This window comes from Tolypothrix sp. PCC 7601, from assembly GCF_025677855.1.
Classification (GTDB): Bacteria; Cyanobacteriota; Cyanobacteriia; order Cyanobacteriales; family Nostocaceae; genus Aulosira; species Aulosira diplosiphon.
In genome coordinates this window covers 5,848,495-5,871,748 of sequence record NZ_CP064879.1, presented here as the reverse complement: position 1 = coordinate 5,871,748, position 23,254 = coordinate 5,848,495, and the positions used below count along the sequence as shown (strand labels likewise).

At 42.1% G+C, this 23,254-nt stretch carries 17 protein-coding genes; 9 read left to right on the top strand and 8 right to left on the bottom strand.

Translation table 11 applies throughout. The annotated features are described in order from the left end of the window. Positions 1–45 precede the first annotated feature (45 nt). The 3 genes from HG267_RS24155 (at position 46) to HG267_RS24145 (ending at position 3,596) form a co-directional block, all read left to right on the top strand. Entirely contained in the window at positions 46–234 is a 189-nt protein-coding gene (locus HG267_RS24155) for a hypothetical protein (protein WP_045868343.1), read from the top strand. A 155-nt stretch (positions 235–389) separates the two neighbouring features. Beyond that, entirely contained in the window at positions 390–1,652 is a 1,263-nt protein-coding gene (locus HG267_RS24150) for an ABC transporter substrate-binding protein (protein WP_369792168.1), read from the top strand. 483 nt (positions 1,653–2,135) lie between these two features. Then, positions 2,136–3,596, top strand: coding sequence for a S8 family serine peptidase (locus HG267_RS24145; RefSeq protein ID WP_045868903.1), 1,461 nt, complete (start codon positions 2,136–2,138; stop codon positions 3,594–3,596). Between the two features lie 99 nt (positions 3,597–3,695). Here the strand turns inward: HG267_RS24145 and HG267_RS24140 are convergent, their stop codons facing one another. Both HG267_RS24140 and HG267_RS24135 read right to left on the bottom strand, forming a co-directional pair. Further along, positions 3,696–4,850, bottom strand: a complete 1,155-nt coding sequence (locus tag HG267_RS24140; RefSeq protein ID WP_071989345.1) for an RNA-guided endonuclease InsQ/TnpB family protein — start codon at positions 4,848–4,850, stop codon at positions 3,696–3,698. Then, positions 4,850–5,233: a hypothetical protein gene (locus HG267_RS24135; protein WP_045868341.1), complete on the bottom strand. Its 384-nt coding sequence runs from the start codon at positions 5,231–5,233 to the stop codon at positions 4,850–4,852. Before HG267_RS24135 ends, HG267_RS24140 begins: the two co-directional genes overlap by 1 nt. 845 nt (positions 5,234–6,078) lie before the next feature. Between HG267_RS24135 and HG267_RS24130 the strand changes: the two genes are divergently transcribed. Then, positions 6,079–9,000, top strand: coding sequence for a pre-peptidase C-terminal domain-containing protein (locus tag HG267_RS24130; RefSeq protein ID WP_052335066.1), 2,922 nt, complete (start codon positions 6,079–6,081; stop codon positions 8,998–9,000). A 239-nt stretch (positions 9,001–9,239) separates the two neighbouring features. On the opposite strand, the gene HG267_RS24125 is transcribed toward HG267_RS24130, so the two are convergent. From HG267_RS24125 to HG267_RS24110, 4 genes are all read right to left on the bottom strand, one after another. Beyond that, the gene (locus HG267_RS24125; protein ID WP_045868339.1) at positions 9,240–10,736 is read right to left on the bottom strand and encodes an HlyD family efflux transporter periplasmic adaptor subunit; all 1,497 of its coding nucleotides are present in this window, start codon (positions 10,734–10,736) and stop codon (positions 9,240–9,242) included. Positions 10,737–10,907: 171 nt separating this feature from the next. Beyond that, the gene (locus tag HG267_RS24120; RefSeq protein ID WP_045868338.1) at positions 10,908–11,783 is read right to left on the bottom strand and encodes an SDR family oxidoreductase; all 876 of its coding nucleotides are present in this window, start codon (positions 11,781–11,783) and stop codon (positions 10,908–10,910) included. Between the two features lie 289 nt (positions 11,784–12,072). Next, positions 12,073–13,305, bottom strand: a complete 1,233-nt coding sequence (locus HG267_RS24115) for an RNA-guided endonuclease InsQ/TnpB family protein (RefSeq protein WP_045868900.1) — start codon at positions 13,303–13,305, stop codon at positions 12,073–12,075. A gap of 143 nt (positions 13,306–13,448) precedes the next feature. Beyond that, entirely contained in the window at positions 13,449–14,507 is a 1,059-nt protein-coding gene (locus HG267_RS24110) for a M20/M25/M40 family metallo-hydrolase (protein ID WP_045868337.1), read from the bottom strand. A gap of 335 nt (positions 14,508–14,842) precedes the next feature. Here HG267_RS24110 and HG267_RS24105 point away from each other — a divergent pair, with 335 nt between their 5' ends. The 3 genes from HG267_RS24105 to HG267_RS24095 all read left to right on the top strand — a co-directional run bounded on the left by HG267_RS24105 (position 14,843) and on the right by HG267_RS24095 (position 16,938). Further along, positions 14,843–16,069 carry a sulfite exporter TauE/SafE family protein gene (locus tag HG267_RS24105; protein WP_045868336.1) on the top strand — a complete coding sequence of 409 codons (1,227 nt, stop codon included), beginning with the start codon at positions 14,843–14,845 and terminating at the stop codon, positions 16,067–16,069. Continuing rightward, entirely contained in the window at positions 16,044–16,655 is a 612-nt protein-coding gene (locus HG267_RS24100) for a hypothetical protein (protein ID WP_045868335.1), read from the top strand. The genes HG267_RS24105 and HG267_RS24100 overlap by 26 nt, the downstream gene beginning before the upstream one ends. A gap of 148 nt (positions 16,656–16,803) precedes the next feature. After that, positions 16,804–16,938 (top strand): hypothetical protein, encoded by a 135-nt coding sequence (locus tag HG267_RS24095; protein ID WP_255325154.1) that lies wholly within the window; start codon positions 16,804–16,806, stop codon positions 16,936–16,938. Here HG267_RS24095 and galE read toward each other — a convergent pair. Continuing rightward, positions 16,920–17,918, bottom strand: coding sequence for a UDP-glucose 4-epimerase GalE (gene galE, locus HG267_RS24090; protein ID WP_045868334.1), 999 nt, complete (start codon positions 17,916–17,918; stop codon positions 16,920–16,922). The genes HG267_RS24095 and galE overlap by 19 nt on opposite strands. A 309-nt stretch (positions 17,919–18,227) precedes the next feature. Between galE and HG267_RS24085 the strand changes: the two genes are divergently transcribed. Then, positions 18,228–18,965, top strand: coding sequence for a hypothetical protein (locus tag HG267_RS24085; RefSeq protein ID WP_045868333.1), 738 nt, complete (start codon positions 18,228–18,230; stop codon positions 18,963–18,965). Positions 18,966–19,222: 257 nt separating this feature from the next. Beyond that, positions 19,223–20,974, top strand: coding sequence for an ABC transporter ATP-binding protein (locus tag HG267_RS24080; protein ID WP_045868332.1), 1,752 nt, complete (start codon positions 19,223–19,225; stop codon positions 20,972–20,974). Between the two features lie 287 nt (positions 20,975–21,261). On the opposite strand, the gene miaB is transcribed toward HG267_RS24080, so the two are convergent. Continuing rightward, complete coding sequence (gene miaB / locus HG267_RS24075; protein WP_045868331.1) at positions 21,262–22,626, bottom strand: tRNA (N6-isopentenyl adenosine(37)-C2)-methylthiotransferase MiaB; 1,365 nt, start codon at positions 22,624–22,626, stop codon at positions 21,262–21,264. Positions 22,627–23,254 lie beyond the last annotated feature (628 nt).

Genomic DNA, 23,254 nt, shown 5'->3' with positions numbered 1-23,254 from the left:
ATCTAGACTCTATCTCCAGATTAAGATATAGCCGGGCATGGGGGATTGGGGGATGAGGGAGATGAGGGAGATGAGGGAGATGAGGGAGATGAGGGAGATGAGGGAGATGAGGGAGATGAGGGGGATGAGGGAGATGAGGAAGTAAGGGGAGAAATTTTCATTACTCATTACTCATTACTCATTACTCATTACTCATTACTCATTACCCAATCCCCAATCCCTAACTTAAGATGATTGTGCAATCTGGGAATAAGGTGTAAAAAGTTGAGGCGATCGCTTTTGATAGTTGATGATTAATCAAGGCTATGTATAACTTTTTTTCGCCTCCTCGCCTTCCCCAGCGACACAGCAAGATATTTTCTCGCCACCTCAAACGCTGGTTGCTGTTGATGCTTGTAGGCGTATTAGTTGTCACAGGATGTCAAGTGATCCAAAGGCGAGTCGCAGATGCACAGGTGGTTCATATAACCTTATGGCAAGGGGTAAATCCACCACCAAATCGAGATGTATTGCAAAAACTGGTAGATAAATTTAACCAAACCCATCCCACAATTCAAGTAGAGTCGCTGTATGTGGGACAGCAGGATCAGCAAATGCCAAAAATTTTGGCGGCTGTAGTAGGTAATGCACCTCCTGATTTATTGTGGTACAACCCAACCATTGCTGGTCAATTAGTAGAACTTGATGCTTTAACTCCTTTGGATGAATTGCTAGAAAATTCCCCGATTAAAGACGAAATTGACCCCACATTATTTACATCAATGGAATATGAGGGCAAGATTTGGTCAGTTCCCTTTGCGACAAATAATGTTGGCGTTTTTTATCGTCCCAGTTTGTTCAAAGCTGCAGGAATTGAAAAATTACCCCGAACTTGGCAAGAGTTAAGACAAGTAGCTAAGAAATTAACTCACGATACCAATGGTGATGGGCAAATTGATAGTTATGGGATGCTGCTACCTTTGGGGAAAGGCGAATTTACTGTATTTACCTGGTTACCCTTTATGTGGAGTGGCGGCGGTGAATTGATTGGTGGAGAATCCCAGCAAGCCGCAAGTGTAAATTTAAAAGATAATCAAGGTGCGATCGCAGCTTTGCAATTTTGGCACGATTTAATTGCCGATGGTTCCGCTATGCTATCCGAACCAGAACGGGGTTATGAAATTAATGCCTTGGTTAGCGGTAAAGTTGCTATGCAAGTTACAGGCCCGTGGAGTTTGGGAGAATTCCAACAAAGTGGTGTAGATTTTGGAGTTTTTCCTATTCCCATTCAACAAAATCCTGCCACTAGTATTGGTGGTGAAAATTTGTTCCTGTTTAAAACCACTCCCCAACGACAAGCAGCCGCCTTTAAGTTTGCTGAGTATGCGGTTAGTGAAGCATTTCAAACAGAACTAGCCTTAGGCACTGGCTATTTACCTGTCAATTTAAAATCCCGCAAAAGTGCTAAATATCAAACATTTACTGGGAAATTCCCGCAACTTAAGGTATTTTTAGACCAAGCAAAATATGGGCGATCGCGTCCTATTTTTCCCAATTACACCAGGATTTCTGATAATCTAGGTCGGGCAATTGAATCTGTATTGTTAGGTAAAAATTCTCCAACAGCAGCCCTAAATATTACCCAGCAACGTTTAGATTTAATTTTTAAATGATACAAAACTGGGGTGTAGTGATACAGATAAGATATAGGACTCGTATTTAATTTTTGCAATTATGTCAGGACTTACGCAAGCAAAATTTGTCATTGCGACCGGAACGAAGTGTAGGGAAGCAATCCCAGAATTTCAGGCGATTACGTCGCTGCGCTCGTAATGACGTAATTAAGTGACTTTTGCGTAAGTCTTATATGTGCGTAATGCGTAAGATGCGTTAGCGATAGCGTAACGCATCTCTGGTCTAAATTTTCGTGCGTTACTGGTAATTGAGATTTTTTCATAACTCGAATCCTCTTCCTATATAATCCCAATTTTTTTACAGTTTTTCACAACTTCTTTGTAATTAAAATATCTTTTTTTTCTTTAATTTCATAGTAATTATTGGCAATACCAATTGTTGTTATTTAAAGCCTCTTAATGACAGAGGTTTTAAAAGTTTTGGCTGTCAAAAATTTTCTTATCTTTGAGGAAAAATTACTTATGCCCCTTGAGTATACTAATCAAAAATCATTAACTGATAACGGGCTAAATGTCACTCCTATCTCCTCAGTAGATACTTTTAATCCTCGAGATAACTACAGCTTAAACAACAGTAGCCGTAGTAGTTTTGACGCAACAATTAATAGTAACGATACTTTTAATACCCAAAGTTATGACTCTGCTACAGGCTATGGTCTGGTAAATGCGTCAGCAGCAGTTGCTAAAGCTATTGGTCAAAATACCTTTGCTGATGTTCCTGATGTTGGTGGCGAAAATTGGGGTGATGACTTTGTCAAAGCACCAGAAGCCTGGGCGAGAGGATATACAGGTCAAGGCGTTGTAGTTGCTGTTCTAGATACTGGGGTTGACTACAACCATATAGATTTAAGAAATAATATTTGGACTAATACTCGAGAAATTGCTGGTAATGGCATAGATGATGATGGCGATGGCTACATTGATGATATTCACGGTTGGAACTTTATAGAAAGCACCAATGAAGTCATCGATAGAAATGGTCATGGTACTCATGTTTCTGGCACCATTGCTGGAGAAAACAATGGTGTTGGTGTGACTGGCGTTGCCTATAATGCCAAAATTATGCCTGTAAAAGTTCTTAATGATGCTGGTTCAGGTTCGGTTAGCTCTATCGCTAATGGTATTTACTATGCTGTCAATCAAGGAGCAAATGTAATTAATCTCAGCCTTGGAAGCAATTTTCCTAACAGCACCCTAGCATCAGCCATAGAATATGCCAGCAAAAAAGGGGTCGTTGTGGTGATGGCTGCTGGTAATAATGGTCTACCCGTCATATCTTACCCCGGCAGCTATGCTGACCAGTGGGGACTAGCAGTTGGAGCTGTAGATCAGAACAATAAAATTGCTGACTTTTCTAACCAACCAGGAATCTCTCAACTCGCCTACGTCACAGCACCAGGAGTAAATATCTACTCATCACTACCTGGCGATCAGTATGGTTATTATAGTGGTACTTCAATGGCAACTCCCCACGTTGCTGGAGTAGTAGCGTTAATGCTGAGTGCTAATCCTCTGCTAACAGATGCTCAAGTCCGGCAAATTCTCACACAGACTGCAGGTAATAATAGCTCAGATCCCAACCTTGGCTTCGGTGCTGGTTCCGTTCTTAGTCAGTTCATTGCAGATATAGCAGCTAATAGTACACAACTGTCTACTTCTAGCTTTAATATTAGTCCCCTCAATGATAATCATCTCTCTGATTTCAGCTTGAATATTACCTCTGAGGCTGAAAGCAATTATAATTTTCAGGCTGCTAACTGGTCACAATTGCGATACTATGAGAGCGATTTCAATAGCAGCAGTTACAACAGCTTGAAAGATCAGCCAAAAAATGATGATGAGCCAGCAACCGATATAGAAAAAATTCTGCGACAATTCCAAGAACAAGTGGATGAATTGCGGAAATGGTTCGTTAACATTTAGCCTACAGCAAACGCTACTGTCCAGCTCCCCGACTTTTTGAGAAAGTCGGGAGCTAAATCTCGGTCAACCGCCCCACCCACAAGGGGATGGGGCTTGTAACTAACCGAAAGAATCGGCTGAAACGTATGGCATATTGACTGATGCCTGCTCCTCTGTCCCTTCTCTTGCAAAGTTCAGATCGGAGGAAACCTCCGCTCCGACTTTGCGCTGGGTAGAGGAGAGAATGTAATCATCCCTGACATTTTTTGCAGCATTGAGATCCGCGTGTGTCCGATGTCCACAGTTTTTGCAATGGAATCTAGACTTGTGGCGGTTCGTCCTGCGAATGTGCTTGCAGATATTGCATTTCTGGGAAGTGTAACGAGGGTCTTGATGAACTACTCGCTTACCCAGTGCTTCTGCCTTGTAAGTCAAGAATTGCTCTTGTTGGTAAAAAGCCCAACTGCCCAACCATTTATTCATTTTCTTGCCCCTTCGCTGTGTGCGAATGCTGGACAAATCCTCTAGCACAAAGACCGCTATTCCTGGTTGGTTGGCTAACTTTTTACTTACACAATGATTCGTATCCTTCATGAACCGCTTCTCACGACCAGACATCGCTTTTAAACGACGCTTGGCACTGCGAGTGCCTTTTTGTTGGAGTTTGCGACGATTGTATAAGTAACGTCTTTGCACTTTTCTAATTTTAGAAGAACTAAAAAATTGACCATTTGAGGTTACAGCTTGATGGTACAAACCTCGGTCAATTCCTTGAATCTGTCCTTCTATTTGTTGCGGGTCTTCTGTCTCAAAAACCAGTCTCACCCAAAATTGATTAGTGTTTTTGGTATAAGTGACAGTTGCCCCACAAAACTCCCAAGTCTCAAAAACCTCCTTGAAATAATCAGGCACATCAAGAATTAAGGTAACTCGCTTACCAATACAACTAAGAGTTAATTGTTTTCCTCTCAGCGTCATGGTGCGCTTATCATACCTTAATCCTGATGTTGGTTTTTTCTTGGGAAAGCTCTTAAACTTGGTTGCCTTAATTGCTTCAAGTGCATTATCTCTGACTGTTTGCAACAAAGCAGAAGGCACACTTGGATACTGAACCCTTAACAGGTGATACAGTTCGTTGTGTGCCTTATTTTTGTTGTAGGTACTGTTAGCGATAGCCCAATCAACGTGTGCGTTAAATATTTCTGCACACTGATTCATCAGAGGCAAAAGCCTTTCTGCTGGTAAGTCAACTGGGATACTAACAGTCCGTTTCATTATGCTGTCTGCCTTTCTTGTTCGATTTCAACAAAAAACTGAGAAGCGACTTGCAAATCTATTAGCTCTGGATTATCTCTGTATTGTCCAAACAGAAACCCAATAGCCAATCTTTCATCCTCTGAGTTCAGTCCATCTTCTTGTAGTTGTCTAAAAATTCGATTCATTGCAACTAGATGGTCTTGAGACTGAGATTGCGAGAAGGTTAGTGCAGGTTTTTTATATTTACGGATGAGTAAATTTGTCTGATAGTCTTTCGCCCATTGCAGTATTTGCTCTACAGCATTATCTGGCAATTCTACAGACTTCAAGAAATTCTTTTCTTGAAACTCTTTTTGACCATCAACTCTTACTTTGTGCCAAGTTCTAACTAATATTCTCATTTCACTCTCCTTCGTATTCTTCTGCCCAAGCGTCAAAATCAAAATTGGATTCACAGATACCAGTTTCAGATCCTTCGGTATCAGGAGTCCAATCGTTTCCATCCCACTTATCTCTACATTCTTCAAAGTGAGTGGTATTGACCCCTACCCATTTCTCGCATTCTTGATTCAAATTGGTATAAGCACACCAGCCTTTCAAAGTGCAGTACTCAAAATCTTTACTATGCGATCGCTTACGTATCCATAAATGAAAGCCATCGACAGATAAATTTCCCCATTTTATCGATTTTTGTATAAAAATTTACATTTATAAATTTTATTTTGATAAATTTTAAGTTTAAGTATCAAAAATATTATTTATTTAAGTAAAAATACCCTAATAAAACCTTATTCCTAATTTAAATTAATACATCAGTTATTTTTGACGAATTTATTAGTGTTCCAATACTACTCGGTTAAGCGTTGTGAACTCAAAATTGATGTTGGGGAAAAGGTTAAAGGTTAAGGGTTAAAGGTTTTTTCTTTTCCTTTTTCCATTCCCCTTGTTACCCGTGATATTTACTGAATACTATTGTTAATTTAAGACTTTGGGTATCAAGTATAAATATTGATTGCCGAATTTTAACATAGAAATAGCGCCATATTTTGGCTTAATTATTATCTACAAATAACGAAAATATACTGATAAATAATCATATTTTTATTTAAAAATGGGCAGGTATACCCAGGCTATTTTGTATTACTACAGCGCAGAATCAAATCAATTCTGTCTTTTTTTCCTGATGAAACCTTTAGCTAGCAAGGTCTTCAAGGGGGTAATTTAGCCCAATAATATAGGTATATTTATGCCTTCTGACAATGCAGGTAATACATTAAATACAGCTTTAGGTTTTAATCTTAATTCCGGCACCCAAAGCTTCACCGATTGGGTGGGAGTTGGAGATAATAACGATTACTATGGTTTGAATTTTACTAGTCGCAGTGCCTTAAGTCTTTGCCTCAATAATTTGACTGCCGATGCGAATTTAGAACTACTCAACAGTAGTGGTGAATTGATTGCTATTTCGGCAAATTCCAACAGTATATCTGAATCAATTAATAGTATTCTGGATGCTGGAAGTTATTACATTCGAGTTTACCAAGGTACTAATAATTCTGAGACTAATTACAGTCTTTCTGTATCAACTCAAAATCATCAAACAGACTTAGTGTGGCGCAACTCTGCTACAGGGCAAAATGCCTTGTGGTACATGAATAATGATACACTTCTCAACGGCGTGTTCTTTAATGGTGTGGCCGATACTAGTTGGAAAATTGAGGGAAGTGGTGATTTCAATAATGACGGTCATTCAGATATTGTGTGGCGTAACTCTGCTAACGGGCAAAATGCCTTGTGGTATATGAATGGCGAACAACTCCTCAGCGGTGTGTTCTTTAATAGCGTTTCTGATACTAACTGGAAAATTCAGGGAACGGCTGATTTTAATAATGATGGTTACTCAGACATCGTGTGGCGCAATTCTGCTACAGGGCAAAATGCTTTGTGGTACATGAAGGGCGATCAACTTCTCAACGGTGTGTTCTTTAATAGCGTTACTGATACTAACTGGAAAATTGAAGGAACGGGTGATTTCAATAAGGATGGCTATTCAGACATCGTGTGGCGCAATTCTGCTACAGGGCAAAATGCCTTGTGGTATATGAAGAGCGATCAACTTCTTAACGGTGTATTCTTTAATAGCGTTACTGATACTAGCTGGAAAATTGAGGGAACGGCTGATTTCAATAATGATGGTTACTCAGACATCGTATGGCGTAACTCTGCTAATGGGCAAAATGCCTTATGGTACATGAGTAGCGCTCAACTCCTCAACGGTGTATTCTTTGATGGCGTTTCCGATGCTAACTGGCAAATTACTGGCGTTAGTACTAACTGGAGCGAACCAACTGCTATTGATATTGCTGGTAATACCACTGCTAATGCTTTTAAGATGGGTACAGTGAGTGGTAGTGGTAATTTCCGCGATCGCCTCAGTGCTGTTGACTTGAATGATTATTATGAGTTCAACTTATCGACTTATAGCGACTTTAACCTCTCACTGAACGAATTAACTGCAGATGCTAATGTGCAACTGCTTAACAGTAATGGAGCAGTGATTCAAACTAGCTCTAATGCTGGCTCGACAGCAGAATCTATGAGCCTGAAATTAGGTGCGGGTAACTATTATATTCAAGTTTATCAATCGGGTAGTACTGCCACTAACTATAATTTGACTGTTTCTGCTACTCCTTCAACAGATCCAGGTAATTCTTTAGGTAATGCTGAAGTAGAAAACTCAGCCGTTTTCTCGCGGAGTGAACAAGTCAGTGCTACAGATATTAATGATTTTTACCGTTTTAGTGTGAATCAGTCTGGTGTGTTTACAGCCAATTTAACTGGTTTAACTAGCGATGCTGATGTTCGCTTAATTAAAGATATTAATGGCAGTGGTGCGATTGATACTGCTCAACTCTACAACTCTACAACTGGAGTTTTAGATACTGGAGAGATTCTCGCTTGGCAATGGGAACGTGGTACTATTAGCGAATCTATTCGTCGGTTTCTGGATGCAGGTAATTATTATCTGCAAGTGATGAGCTATAACAATCAAACTGCTAACTATAATCTCAGCACGGACTTTACCCCTACTGCTAGCGATAATTTGAGTTTTTCTCTTAGTCCTTCCTTTGGTAGCAACATCAACGCCACTGCACAAGCTACGATTCAAAAGGCAATTAACTTCTGGAAGGGTGCGATCGCTTATAGCAGTTTCAATACTGCTCAAACTTTTGCATTAACAGTTGTTGAAGACACTTCCATCACTGGCAGTACTTTAGCTCAAGGTAACTATTTAACCACAGCCACAGATGCTAAAGGTCATATCATACCGACTTCTGGGAAATTAACACTCAGTAGTGGCTATCTCAATACCTTAAATACGGTTGCTAATTATACTCCAGATATAATTATTCACGAGATTGGTCACGCTTTAGGACTTGTCGGCTTACTCAACAGTTCAGCTGTTGATCCAGCTACGGGAACTTATAAAGCCAATACTTATGCAGGCTGGGTTTATGGGGAATTAAGAGGAACATTTAGCCAAACAGCCATCCCCATGACAACGGGTATCGGCGAAGGTTCTGACTATATCCATTGGAAAGAGGAAGTCTTTGGTAGCGAAACCATGACTCATATCACCAAAGGCGCAACCTCGTCCTTTAGCCAATTGTCTCTAGCGGCGCTGCGAGATATTGGTTGGAATGTTAACTTTGGTGCAGCCCAACCTTATAGTTTGCCTTTAGGTGGAACTCCAAGTTCCCTGGCTAACGTGGTTTATAACTATAACAACGGCAATGTCGTAGCCGCAGGGACTAGTTTCACAGGCGGATATTATTCCTATGTCGTCAATAGCGAATTTACTGACCAACTCCACCGCATTCAACTAGGTGGTACAGGTACGATATCAGCAACTCTCGATAACTTGACTGCGAATGCAGATATGAGGTTAATTTACGATGCCAATAATAATGGCTTGATTGATACAGGAGAAGTCATCGCCACTTCTGCTAATACTGGTACCACATCAGAATCGTTTAATCTCTCTAATCTAGCTGCAGGTAATTACTATATCGATGTTTATGCCACCAACTATCTAGATTCTCTTGGCAACAAGCTGTCAGTGGATAGTAGTTACAAGTTGAATTTTAACAAGATAGCATCAGCATAAAGCTGTAAGATATTTGGTTAAGGGGAAAAGGGGAAAGGGTAATCAAACCTTTCCCCTTTTTACCAAATACAAGGAATATCAAAACTTAGCCAAAACCTATTGAATTCTCATCCAATACAACTCGGTTAAGCGTTTTGAATACAAAATTAGTTACGGTAAAAAGGTTAAAGGTTAAAAGTTTTTCTTTCCCTTTTCCCATTACCCTTTTTACCCTTAACCGACAATTATTAATTCTCATCCTACCTCACAGAAAAGGCCTCGCTAAAGCGTCGGGTTACTGGTTCCATAATGAATGTTAAAACCGACTTTTTACGAGTGACAATTTCACCATTAGCAGCCATCCCTGGGGTAAATGCAACTTCTTGACCCCGGACAGTAATTGAATGTTTATTGAGTTTAATTCTGGTGGGGAATACTAAACCTAATTTTTCATCAGTAACTGCATTGGGGCTAACTTGCACCACTTCACCTTCAATCACACCAAATTCTTGAAAGGGAAAAGTTGCCATTTTTACCTTTGCCTTCATCCCCTCGCGGATAAATCCGATATCGCGGTTGAGGACTTTGACTTCTAATAACATCTCTTCACCTTCTGGCAAAATTGAAAGTAACTCTTCACCAACTTGTACTGGCCCTTTAGTGGCTTTAATTTTGTAAATTGTGCCTGCAAAGGGGGCTTTAATTGTTTCATCGTCTTCTTGCTTTTTAGCTTGTTCTAATTGCCCAGCAACATTGGTGAGTTCTTCTTTGCGCTTGTTAATTTGGGAGAGAATTTCACTTTGGCGTTCTGAAGCTAAACGCTGTGCTTGATTGCGTGCGGCTTGATAAGCTTCTTCGGCTTGGCGAATTTCTTGGGCTTGGGCGGCGATATCTTTTTCTAAGGATGTAACTCTATCTTGTGCCTCGATAATTTTATTTTGAGCGTTAGTTACTTCATCTTTAGACCTGGTAATTTCTGTAGTAGCCCGATTTAATCTTTCTTGCGCCTCTAGGTAATCAACTCTGGGTACAGCACCAGGAGTCATCAAAGTGCGTAGGCTTTGTTCTCGTTTTTGCGCGATCGCCAAATTATTTTCTGTTTTCAAACTGATAGTTTTCGCGTTAATTAAGTTAGTTTTGGCATTACCTAAACTAGTTTTGGCATTAACGAGGTTTTCTTGTAACCGATTGAGTCGCACTTTAGCCTGAGCCATAATTGCTTGCTGGCGATTGGCTTCCGCTTCCGCAGTTGCTTGACGCGCTTGGAAGTCTGTAAGCCGCGAGTTTAACAACTCATCTTGGATTTTTGTCCCAGTACTTTTAACTCCCACACGTTCAGCATCCAAACGCTGTAAGTCTTCTTGAATCAACTGAGTAGACTTAGCCAGGCGATTCACATCACTTTGTTGTAAATCTGGATCGCGTTGAATTAAAACTTGATCCTTATTAACGCGATCGCCTTCTCTAACTTTAATTTTAATAATTGTGCCACCACCTAAAGAGGTGATGGGCCTGACTTGTGTAGATGCAATTAATTCCCCTGACGCGATCGCTACTTCATCAATTTCCGAGAAATGTGCCCATGCGATCGCCCCAAATACAATCAGGCTAACCGTTCCCGCCAACAATCTAGTGTATAACGGTGGCAATTCCTGTACTGCCTTACCCAATTCATAAGACAATTGTTCATCTGGTTTAGCAAATCGCTCTTTTGTCTGACGCGCTTGAGTAGCATTCGCAACTAGGGAATATTTCATAGAAGTTTTGTTATTTGTCCTTTGTCATTGGGAATGGGGCATTGGGCATGGGGCAAGGGGTAAACTTGGTAATTGGTAATGGGATTTGTCGTTTATTGTTTCTCCCACCCTGCGGGAAGCCGCAAAGCGTCTACATCTCCCTCATCTCCCTCATCCCCAATCCCTTATTCCTCAAACAGCTAAATAGCGCCGCACAAAATTTTCTAAAGTTTCCAATTGAAAGTTAAAAATCTTTTCTAAATTGGTTATTTCGTCTTTTGTGCAGAAAAATTCATTGGCGAGTAAAGTCCGATAGGTTCCCAAAGCTTGTTGTGTTTGGGGATTAAATAAACCCAAAGCACTGCGTAATCCATCAATAGCAAATAGGGGCGCATTAATTACTATTGGCTGTTTGTTGAAGATGCGACCAAAAATTTGCGGGATATCACCACGGGTTAAAATCTCAGGCCCTCCTACTGCTAAAGTTTGGTTACGAGCGCCTTCCACTGTCAAAGAATCGACCGCTATTTTAGCTAAATCATCTGTACTGACAATCGAAGTCCGATTTTTGGGATCGCCAATTAGCAGATACAACCCTGTTTCACGAAACCGTTCTGCTAATGGTAGCAAGTTTGATGCTAATCCGGCCGGACGTAAAATAGTGTAGTTCACGCCACTAGCTTCTAGATATTTCTCTACAGCGCGTTTAGCTTTGAACACAGGCGCATCTTCATAGCCTCTGTCAGCACCCAATACGGAAATCAAAACAAAATGCTTGACTCCATTAGCTTTTGCTTGGTCAATTAGCTCAATATTGGCGCGGTAGTCTAAGGATAAAGCATCACTACCGGAACCGTGAGCGCTGATAATATAGTCAACACCTTTACAAGCTTGTTGAATATCCTTATCTTGCCGTAAATCACCAATGAAGATTTCGGCTCCTCGGTGTTCTAATTCGCTGTAACGAGAACTCAGACGCACAAATGCTCGCACTGATTTCTCTTGTTGGCGTAATAGTCGCACGACTCTGCGACCAATTCCCCCGGTGGCTCCAGTGACTAGAATCATAGAATGACCTTATATCAATATTTGCAGTTTTGATAGTTGTCGGAAAGCTTGGTATGCGATCGATCAATGCTGGCACATGAAATCAGCTATTCCATATCGCTATTACATCAATTAGTTGGGTAAAATGCCCATCTTCATAAGATTTTGACGGCATAGATATATGCAAATTAGATGTTTTTTAGCCCATGAGCATATTTATTCAGTTAATCATCATGCTCAAGATATCCTCACACTAACTATAGAAATAGAAATAAGTCGCACTTTATCTATCTTATTGACACTCCCCTGCCTAAAGGTGAGGGGATTCTTGGTTCATCGACTCGCCGTTAGACAGCAGGCTTGCGCCAACCGCCCAAGAGGGCAAATCTCCCCTAGCGTAAGTTCCCGTGTGTCCCACGGTACTGAGTCCTAGCCTCAAAATGTTGATTGCTGCGTTGATATCTCTGTCTTCTGTGTATCCACAATGAGGGCAAACGTGAGTCCTAGTAGACAAAGACTTTTTCACTTTCTTGCCACAGTTAGAGCAATTCTGGCTTGTGTTGTAGGGAGGAACTGCAACACTCACCTTTCCATATTTGTGTCCAAAATATTCTAACCAACTGCGAAAAGTGTACCAGCCAGCATCAGAAATAGATTTAGCTAGATGTCGATTTTTAACCAACCCTTTCACATTTAAATCTTCGTAGGCTACCAAATCGTTAGATTGGATGACGGAGTACGCCAATCTCTTGCAATACTCTTTTCGCTGCCTACTTACTTTTAAATGCTTCCGGGCATATCTATTTCTAGCCTTGTGGTAATTGTTTGATTGCCGTTGTTTGGCTTTTTTCCTATCCTTGCTGAACTTCTTGGATTTTTGGCGATTGGCGCGGTTTAATTGCTTTTGTGACTTGCGGTAAAACTGGGGAGATGGTTCAACATTACCTTTGTTGTCAGCAATGAAGTACTTCAACCCCAAGTCGATACCCACTACTTGATTTGTAGGTTGAGTTGCGATTTTGACGTTAACATCAATCGCAAATTGGGCATAATATCCATCAGCACGACGCATTAAGCGCACCCGTTTAATTTGCTTGATGTCATAGTAATTAAGGTCATAGGTTCCCTTTAATTTCAGAGTTCCAATACCTTTATTGTCTGAAAAGGTGATGGCTTTCCTGCTTGATGAAAGCTTCCATCCAGTTGATTTATATTCCACTGAACGGCAGTTTTTCTTGAACTTTGGAAACCCCTTTTTACCTTTAACCTTTTTCTTGCAGTTATCGTAAAACCTAGCTATCGCACTCCAAGAACGTTCAGCCGCAGACTGCCTAGCCATTGAATTGAGTTCATCAGCAAAGGGGAATTCTGCAGCTAATACAGCGCAGTATTTATTCAATGCGTACTTATCTACTTTTGAATCTTTGTTGTCCATCCAGTAGCGTAAGCACTTATTTTGAATGAACTGGCTAGTACGAATTGCTTCGTCTATCGCCTGATATTGTTTGTCTTTTCCCTTGACTTTGAACTCGTAAACAATCATGGGCATCGACCAATTTACCACATGCTTATGCTAACATAAATAGCATAAGTATACCAAGGCATAGAAAGAGTGAATGAGGCGTAAACAGGGCTAAAGCCACAAGGTTTTCAACGAGTCTCCTTATAAATGTAGGTTGCAAAAATTTATGATGGTTGAGTCGCTAAATCCTGTTCACTCTCTAACAATGTATTAGTAGCATTCAAGACGATTTGCGCTGCACCTGTGAAAAACGATCGCTCGATATTTGCTGGTATATCAGTAGGCTCATGGTAGTGAGGAGTACGCAGATTAGCTGTATCCGTTACCAATACAGCACCGATTCCTTGATACCAAAACGGCGCATGATCGCTGCGTAGGGTGTCTGGTGCAACCAAGCCTTTAAGCGGAATAGGCAATTTCAGCACTGCTGGGAGATTGGTATCTGCTTTATTTACAGCAGTTGGGGAGATTGTTTGCGAGTTTTGAAAGGCATTTAATAAAGGTAAATGTTCTGTATCGCCAATTACTGCTAAAAAGTCGCCCTGATCGCTAGGTGGCGTAACTGGTAACCCTGTAGGATATTGCTGACATCCGGCAGTATAGCAAGCATAACCCACCATATCCATAACGATGACACCTCGGAGGTTTTGCAAGCGTTCTGCTTTGCTCACAAAAGCCTTACTGCCTAAAAGTCCGCCTTCTTCGCGATCAAAAAAAGCTAGTTGCAATGTTCTGGGTGTGGGACGTGAACCAAGAATTCTGGCAACTTCCAGCATTACAGCCACACCACTAGCATTGTCATCAGCCCCAGGAGAGACAGCAACTGTATCATAATGCGCTCCCACTAAAATTACACCAGCCGCTTTTTTAGTTCCTGGGCGTTCAGCAACAATATTTATCCCCTCAGAGAATTTTTCTAACTTAGGTGTCCAGCCTAATTTTCTCAGTTCAGTTGTAATATAAGTGCGAGTGCGCGATCGCGCTGCGATCGTGTAACGGGGAAAATTCAAATTTTGAATATGTTTCAATAGCTTGTCAGCAGACACTTGCAAATCATTAGCTACTGGCAAAGACTTCTGTGTGGGAATCTTTTCGGCTGGGATGCGCTCAACAATTACCGATGATGAAGGTCTATCAACTAACTGATTTTTCGCAGTACCTTTACTACTTACAATTACAACTACCACCAAAAGCAACAGCACCAGCCAAATCCATTTTTTCATGTGGGTTTATCCTTGCTTCTCAGACTCTTAAGGTAGCGCAAACAGCAAGTTTGACAGCTCGTCTTTTGACAGAGTCAACAATTTCCCCTAAATTTCCGCAGTAGGTAGTGCTGAGTTGGAGAGACACGATTAATCGCGTCTGTACAAGATTACTTCTTCCCTTACCCAGTCCCCATTACCCCTTATCCCCAGAGGGGGCCCCGAGTTCCCCAATCCCCATTACCCCTTATCCCCAGAGGGGGCCCCGAGTTCCCCAATCCCCATTACCCCTTATCCCCAGAGGGGGCCCCGAGTTCCCCAGTCCCCAGTCCCCAGTCCCCAGTCCCCAATCCCCAATGCTAGATTTATCACTCATCATCATCCTGGGTTTTTTGGGCAGTTTCGGACATTGTTTTGGGATGTGTGGCCCCTTAACAATGGCATTCTCTTTATCACATCAGCAAGAAAATTCTGATTGGCGACAGCAGTTAAAATTTCATCTTTTGCTGAATCTAGGGCGAATGTTGAGTTATACCCTAGTAGGCGCGGGGATTGGGGCGCTGGGTTCAGTGTTACTAGAGGGGGGACAGGTAGCTGGCGTTGGTAGCGATTTACGTCGCTGGATGGCCATTATCACTGGTTTGATGCTGATTTGGTTTGGTTTAGGGCAAATCAAACCAGATTTGCTGCCAAAAATTCCTGTTTTACATCCTTTATTACAAGGAGGCTTACATAATCATCTCAGTAAAGGAATGTTCAACCTTTCCTTACAAACCAAATGGTGGACACCAGCACTTTTGGGCATGACTTGGGGTTTAATGCCTTGTGGTTTTCTCTATGCTGCCCAAATCAAAGCTGCCGAAACTAGCAATTTATGGATGGGTGCAGCAACTATGCTGGCTTTTGGCTTGGGAACCCTACCGATGATGTTAGGCGCAGGAATTTCTGCGTCGTTGGTAAGCCAAGACAAGCGTAGTCAGTTATTTCGCCTCGGTGGTTGGGTAACTCTGGCAATTGGGGCAATTACTTTGCTGCGAACCGGCGACACAATGGCCGATTACACCGGACACGCTGCTTTATTTTGCTTGATTTTAGCCCTAATTGCTCGTCCCATTAGTGGAATTTGGGCATCACCCCTACGTTATCGCCGTGCTTTAGGAGTAGGAGCATTTGTGCTGTCTGTGGTTCACACTTTCCACATGATGGAACATTTATTGCAATGGAATCTTGCTGCCTTTTGGTTTTTACAACCAGATTTTCAGTGGAGCATAATTGCTGGTGCTGTCGCTTTGGTATTGATGACTCCAGCAGCCTTGACAAGTTTTGATTGGGTACAAAAATCTTTAGGCAAGCGTTGGCGACAAATTCATCTATTAAGTGTGCCAGCTTTGCTGTTAAGCGTAATTCATGCAGTTATAATTGGTTCCCATTATTTGGGTTCCTCACAATCAACTGGGGGAAATAAACTAGCAGTAGCTACAGTTGGGTTTGTTACCCTTTGTGTGTTGCTGCTGCGTTCACGTTGTTTTTGGTCAAAGTTAACCTTAGCAAAATTTTATGTTCCCCCAACTAAGTCACGCTAAATCTTCTATTCCTTTAATTTTCTTATTACTGCTATCCTTAACTCCCCTTAACGCCGCTTCTGCTCATTCAGTGAAAATCTCCGCAGATGTTGGTGGCACTCTACATATTGAACCGAATGATAATCCCCAAGCGGGACAACCTGCAAAAGCTTGGTTTGCACTCACTCGCAAAGGTGGAAAAGCGATCGCACTTAAAGATTGTGATTGTCGGTTGGCTATTTATGCTGAACCCCATACACCACAAGAGCCACCTCTGTTAGAACCTCCTTTAAAACCTGTGTCTGCTGAACGTTACAAAGATACGCCAGGTACAGAAATTACCTTTCCCAAGCCAGGGGCTTATCAGCTGGCACTTACTGGTAAACCGACTTCTGGGGAAAGCTTCAAACCTTTTGAGTTAAAGTTTCAAGTTACTGTGGCATCAGGTTCGCAAACTATACCACAAGCTCCCCAGAATGTCAATCAACCTGTCAATAATCAAGCCATAGAAACTCAATCTCCACCCTTACCCTTGTGGGCGATCGCCGCCGCTGTGTTTGCCACGTTAGGTATTGTCCTGGCTGTCATGCAGAAGCGGCGGAGGTGATTGGGGACTGGGGATTAGGGATTGGGGATTGGGGAACTCGGGGCCCCCTCTGGGGATAAGGGGTAATGGGGATTGGGGACTGGGGAAAAGGTAAAAAGGAAAAAAGGGACAAGGGGGATGAGGAAGGAGGATGAGGGAGATGAGGGAGATGAGGAAGCAGGGGAGAAATTACTATTACCCATTACCCATTACCCATTACCCATTACCCATTACCCATTACCCATTACCCATTACCCATTCCCCATGCCCCATGCCCCATGCCCATTATTTATGCCTCTTTTGATGCCATTGCCAGGCGTGGAGGACGATATCTTTGATGGCTGGATACTGGGGTTGCCAATCGAGGATTTTGCGGGCTTTTTCGCTACTGCCGATTAAGGATGGTGGATCTCCGGGACGGCGATCGCATTCTTTGACTGGGATGGTTAATCCGGTTACATCTTCGGCTGCGGAAATTACTTCCTTTACTGAGAAGCCTAGACCATTGCCTAAATTAAAGACTTCGCTGTCGTTGCCTTGTAATAAATATTCCAATCCTAAAACATGAGCGTCTGCTAAGTCGCTCACGTGAATGTAGTCTCTAATACAAGTACCATCTGGTGTGGGATAATCTGTACCGAAAATAGAAATCGATTCCCGCTTACCTAAAGCTGTCAGCAATACCAAGGGTATCAAATGGGTTTCGGGGTTGTGGTCTTCTCCTAGTAGTCCGGTAGGATCGGCACCAGCAGCGTTAAAGTAGCGGAAACGCACCGATTTTAAACCATAGGCAGTATCAAAGTCAGAAAGAATCCGCTCTACCATTAACTTGGTAGCGCCATAGGGATTAATCGGATTTTGGGGATGATTTTCGGGAATTGGTACAACTTCTGGCACTCCATAGGTTGCACAAGTAGAAGAAAATACAAATTTCTTAACAGATGCCGCTAGCATCGCTTCTAGCAACACCAGGGTACCTAAAACATTGTTGCGATAGTATTTTGCTGGGTCTGTAACTGATTCTCCCACGTAGGCGTAGGCAGAAAAATGCATCACTGCCGTAATATTGTGGGTTTGAAATAATTTATCAAGTAAAGGGCGATCGGCAGTATCACCAGCTACAAGCTCTACTTGCAACACCTGCTCTACTAAGTCACGATGTCCATACACGAGGTTATCAAGTATTACCACTTCATAACCTGCTCGCTTCAGGGCCAACACGGTATGGGAACCGATATATCCTGCTCCTCCTGTCACTAAAATAGTGGGCTTTTCCGGTGACATAGTTTATCCTTTTGAGTTACAGTTACTCAACTAATCTAATGTACTGGTGCCTCATTACTCATTGGGAAAATTTTAAATAATAGACGCAGTGTCAAAAAATTGCACTAAAATCACTACGACGGTAGTCTTTGGGTGTGAGGTGTGAGGTATTTTAAGTCAGGTAACAGTGCGTTTACAATTTGACGAGAAAATAAATCCGCTGCCCGAAACCTTGAGGCTGTCCCTTAAAGGAATGCTATTTGCTATATGTCGGGAACCCCGTCTACCGCAATGGCTCACTGCATCGGAAAATTTGAGAGTTAATCTACTATGTTTCTACTGTTAAGCCGAGTACTACTTTGGCTATTAATTGGCACTGTTGTATACTCTTTGTTCCAAAGATTCTATCCTGCGGGGAATTTTGTGGGACGATTAGTCATAGTCATCCTGTTGATTGTTGTAGCCCTGGCGTTTCTGAACCCTAACGAACCAGCTGTAGCATCTTTGTGGAGGATGGTATCATTTCCACTAAAACCTCTAGGTGCATCGGTCTTGATGTTGATTTTCGCGGCACAGAGAATCAAGGGGGGTGGAATCGATAAACCAGGAGGATATTTACTAGGTTGGGCGCTGACAATTTTACTGTTAGCAAGTACACCCGCTATTGCTTACTTTTTAGTCAGGACACCTGTTGCAACGGTGGGTAATCCTCAGTTAGCAGCGCTCGAAAGAGTTGAGTATATGAGGTTAGCGTCTGCGGCTTCCCAACTAACTCCTGATTCAGAAACTCTGGTGGCTTTAGGCCCAGCAAATACCATCGGTAATGTCTCTGATGTGGCAGCGAATGGTATTCTACCTCCAGCTGATATGAGTCAGTCAACCATAGCTTTAAATCAATTTGGTGTGAAAGTCCCGCCTTATTTGTTGCAGAATCCTCAGGACATCAGAAACCGTGGTTTACGCATTGAAGACTTTGTACCAAGTGCCGAAACCCTGCAAGTAACAACCCAAGTCTGGGAAAGTTATCTTAACCAGATTTATATTTTCTTGCGTGGTCGTCAAGGATAAGCCTAAAAGGTCATTAATCGCAAGGCCAAAGCACTATGTCTTGGTGGCTGGCCTTATTTAAATTGTTATTTCTGTCAGAATAGGAGGAGGGTGAGTAGTGTTGCTTGCAATAAGAGCCAGCGCTATGGGGGGGTTTCCCGACTTGTTCGCGTAGCGTCTCCCTTTGGGAGAAGTGACTGGCGTTCAAAATTTCTCAATTTTGAATTTTGAGTTGCTCATCTTCTGCTCCCCACTTCCCTGCTCTGTGCTAGTTCTGAATGTTACAATCTCGACGACTTGCTAAACTCAGTGCTTACCTGCGTCCCCATTGGCGGGAGGCAATTTTAGGCATTATAGCTTTGCTGACTGTCAATGGATTAGGCGTTTATATACCTTGGTTGATTCGCGGTTGCGTTGACAGACTTTCAACAAATTTCGACTGGTATGAAATTCTCAATTACGTAGTCGTCATTTTCTTGCTCAGTTCAGCAATGTGGTTAATTCGGATGTCTTCCCGCATTTGGCTGTTCGGAGTGGGAAGAGAGGTAGAATTTGATTTAAAACAACGGATTTTTGAACATTTACTGAAGCTAGAGCCTTCTTACTTCGCCACACATACTATCGGTGATTTAATTAGTAGGGCTACTAGTGATGTCGAAAATATCAAGCGGTTGTTGGGTTTTGCCGTCCTGAGTTTAGCAAATACATTTTTTGCCTACGTTCTAACATTGCCTGTGATGTTGGCAATTAGCGTAGATTTGACATTAGCCTCGCTGGCAGTATACCCCTTAATGTTCTTGTTGGTGCATTTGTTTAGCGATCGCCTACGTAAACAACAAACTGTAGTTCAAGAACAACTATCTGACATTAGCGAACTCATTCAAGAAGATATTAGTGGTATTGCCTTAATTAAAATTTATGCTCAAGAAGAAAACGAACGTCGCGCCTTCGCCGAGAAAAATCAGCAGCTATTGACGGCTAACTTGGAACTCGCAAAAAGCCGCAATACACTGTTTCCCCTGATTGGGGGTTTAGCCAATATTAGTTCACTGATAATTCTCTGGTTGGGAGCATCCCGCATTGCGGCGGGAAACCTAGCTGTGGGGGATTTTTTAGCACTCCTAATTTATGTCGAGCGTTTAGTTTTTCCCACTGCTTTGTTAGGGTTTACCATTACCGCCTACCAACGAGGTGAGGTGAGTATTGATCGCTTAGAATCAATTCTCAGCGTTACACCCAAAATTCAAGATGCAGATGATGTTGTTCATCTACCAAAAACCCAAGTTAAAGGGAAACTGAGAGCCAAAAATTTCACCTATACATATCCAGGCGCTACCACCCCAGCTTTAGATAATATCAACTTCACGATTAATCCTGGGGAAACCGTGGCAATTGTTGGTGCTATTGGTTCTGGGAAATCTACCTTAGCCAACGCCTTACCTCGCTTATTAGAAATTGAGCCAGGACAGTTATTTCTAGATGGAACGGACATTACCAAAATAGCCTTAGCCGATTTAAGAGCTGCGATCGCCTATGTCCCCCAAGATAGTTTTCTGTTCAGCACCACCATTAGAAATAATATCCGCTACGGCGACCCACTTAGCGAGCAAGAAAATGTAGAATACGTAGCGAAGATGGCGCAAATTGAATCAGAAATTAACAATTTTACCCAAAAGTATGACACTATAGTTGGTGAGCGGGGGATTACTCTTTCTGGAGGTCAAAGACAACGTACTGCTTTATCTAGAGCTATGTTAGTTGATGCCCCAGTGTTAATTTTGGATGATGCTCTTTCTAGCGTCGATAATCAAACAGCTACCCAAATCCTCAAAAATCTTTCGACTGGTACAGTCAAGAAAACTGTCGTTTTTATTACGCATCAACTATCGGCGGCGGCTGCTGCTGACCGAATTTTTGTGATGGAAAAGGGGAAAATAGTCCAAATAGGTACTCACTTAACTCTTGTGCAAAAAGAAGGCCTTTACAGAACTTTGTGGAGTCAACATCAAATAGAGGAATTACTACGTTAGTTTTTTGGTGTTTGATGTTTGGAATCCAAAGATGCAGCACGTAAATTCGATGCTATGAAGCTAGTTTAAGTCGGCTTTACCAGAAGCGATCGCATTTATATCAATACTTGTCGGTTAACGGGAAAAAGGGTAATAGGAAAAAGTAAGGAAAAAACCTTTAACCCTTAACCTTAATTTGAATTCGTAATTACGAATTACGTAGATGAGCAAAACCTACTCTCCGAGTTCTCCGTTGGGCGTAGCCCTTCTCGTAGAGTAGGAGTACCGCAGGGTATTACGAACTATGCCTAAACTGAAACAGCTTGGCGCACTTCTATAGGTTCGCCAGTTAAGCTAAAGGCGCGAACTTCAGTAATTTTGACTTTCACTAATTGTCCTTTGAGTTCTTTAATATCGCCAGTAAAGAAAGTCAGACGATTACCGCCTGTGCGTCCCATTACTTGAGTTGGATCTTTGGGGTTTTGGTCTTCTACTAAAACTTCCTCAATGCGTCCAAAGTAACGTTGCGATCGCTCGGCTGCTTTGATGCCCACTAAATGATTTAATCTTTGTAGGCGATCGCTTTTGACTTCTTCGCTCAACTGATTTTCCCATAAAGCCGCTGGTGTACCAGGACGGGGAGAATAGGCGGCTGTATTCAATTGGTCAAAGCCAATATCTTCTACCAGTTTCAAGGTATTCTCAAACTGTGCTTCTGTCTCTCCAGGGAAAGCGACAATTGCATCTGCACTAATCGATGCATCTGGCATATATTGGCGAATGGTGTCAATTATGCGGCGATATTTCTCATGGGTATAACCACGCCCCATCGCTTTTAATAATTCGTTATCCCCAGATTGAAAGGGAATATGGAAGTGTTCGCAAACCTTGGGTAATTCCGCACAAGCTTTAATTAATCGCTCAGTAAAATAACGAGGGTGACTAGTAGCAAAACGTATTCTTTCAACTCCTGGCACATCATGCACGTAATACAGTAAATCTGTGAAGGTATGCAGATGTCGTCCTTCTGGTGTCACCCCTGGTAAATCACGACCATAAGCATCAATATTTTGACCCAGTAAAGTAATTTCCTTGTAACCTTGCTTTCCTAGCTCTACCATTTCAGCACGAATGGCTTCCGGCGTGCGGGATTGTTCTACACCACGCACATTAGGAACTACACAATAAGTGCAGCGTTCGTTACAGCCATAAATCACATTCACCCAAGCGGTAACTTTACTATCCCGTCGCGGCTGGGTGATGTCTTCCATAATATGAACTGGCTCAGTAGCCACAACTTGATTACCTTCAAATACCGATTCCAGCAAATCTTTGAGGCGGTTAGCGTGTTGCGGCCCCATCACTAAATCTAATTCGGGGACACGCCGCAACAGGCTCTCACCTTCTTGTTGAGCAACACAACCAGCAACAACCAAAGTTAAATCAGGTTGCTCGTGTTTGCGCTTGGCTTGTCTACCCAAGTAAGAATATACTTTTTGCTCGGCATTATCCCGAATTGTGCAGGTATTGTAGAGAATCAGATCTGCATTATTGGCATCTTCAGCAAACTCAAAGCCCATGTCTTCTAAAATGCCAGCCATGCGCTCTGAGTCGGCTTTATTCATTTGGCAACCAAAAGTAGTAATGTGATAGCGGCGTTTAGAAGTTGTCATGGGAAATTATGATAAGTCAGCGTAAATTATATAAGCTTTCTTTCTAATCTATCAAAAACAATACGGAAGGATGATTATAAAGTTTATAGCGGTTCTCAATTGCTGAGAATACAGATCATTATTAGGGCACAGCATTGTTCCCTATGATGTGATGCATAAACGAAAACAGCCATACATACAAAAATAAACAATACACTTCAGTTAAAAAAATTTAGGACTTACGCAAAAGTCACGTAATTACGTCATTACGAGCGCAGCGACGTAATCGCCTGAGATTCTGGGATTGCTTCCCTACACTTTGTTTCGGTCGCAATGACAAATTTTGCTTGCGTAAGTCTTGAAATTAATCGACAACAAACCTCAAAAACTAGTTACTCAACAAAAAAACACAAAAAACAGCAGCCTAATTTTGGAGGGGGTTTGGGGGACGCAACCGTCACCCAATCGGGGGTTTGGGGGAGAATCCCCCAAGTCTTTGCCTTTCAACCAACTAACAAATCAATCTCTAAATACCTGAACCCAAGCGTATTAAGCTATGGAATATTCCGCCTGAAACACAAGGCAAAAAAGTGGCTCTGAAAATCAGAACCACTTACCAAGTAAATATTGAAGCTTTCTACACCATCAC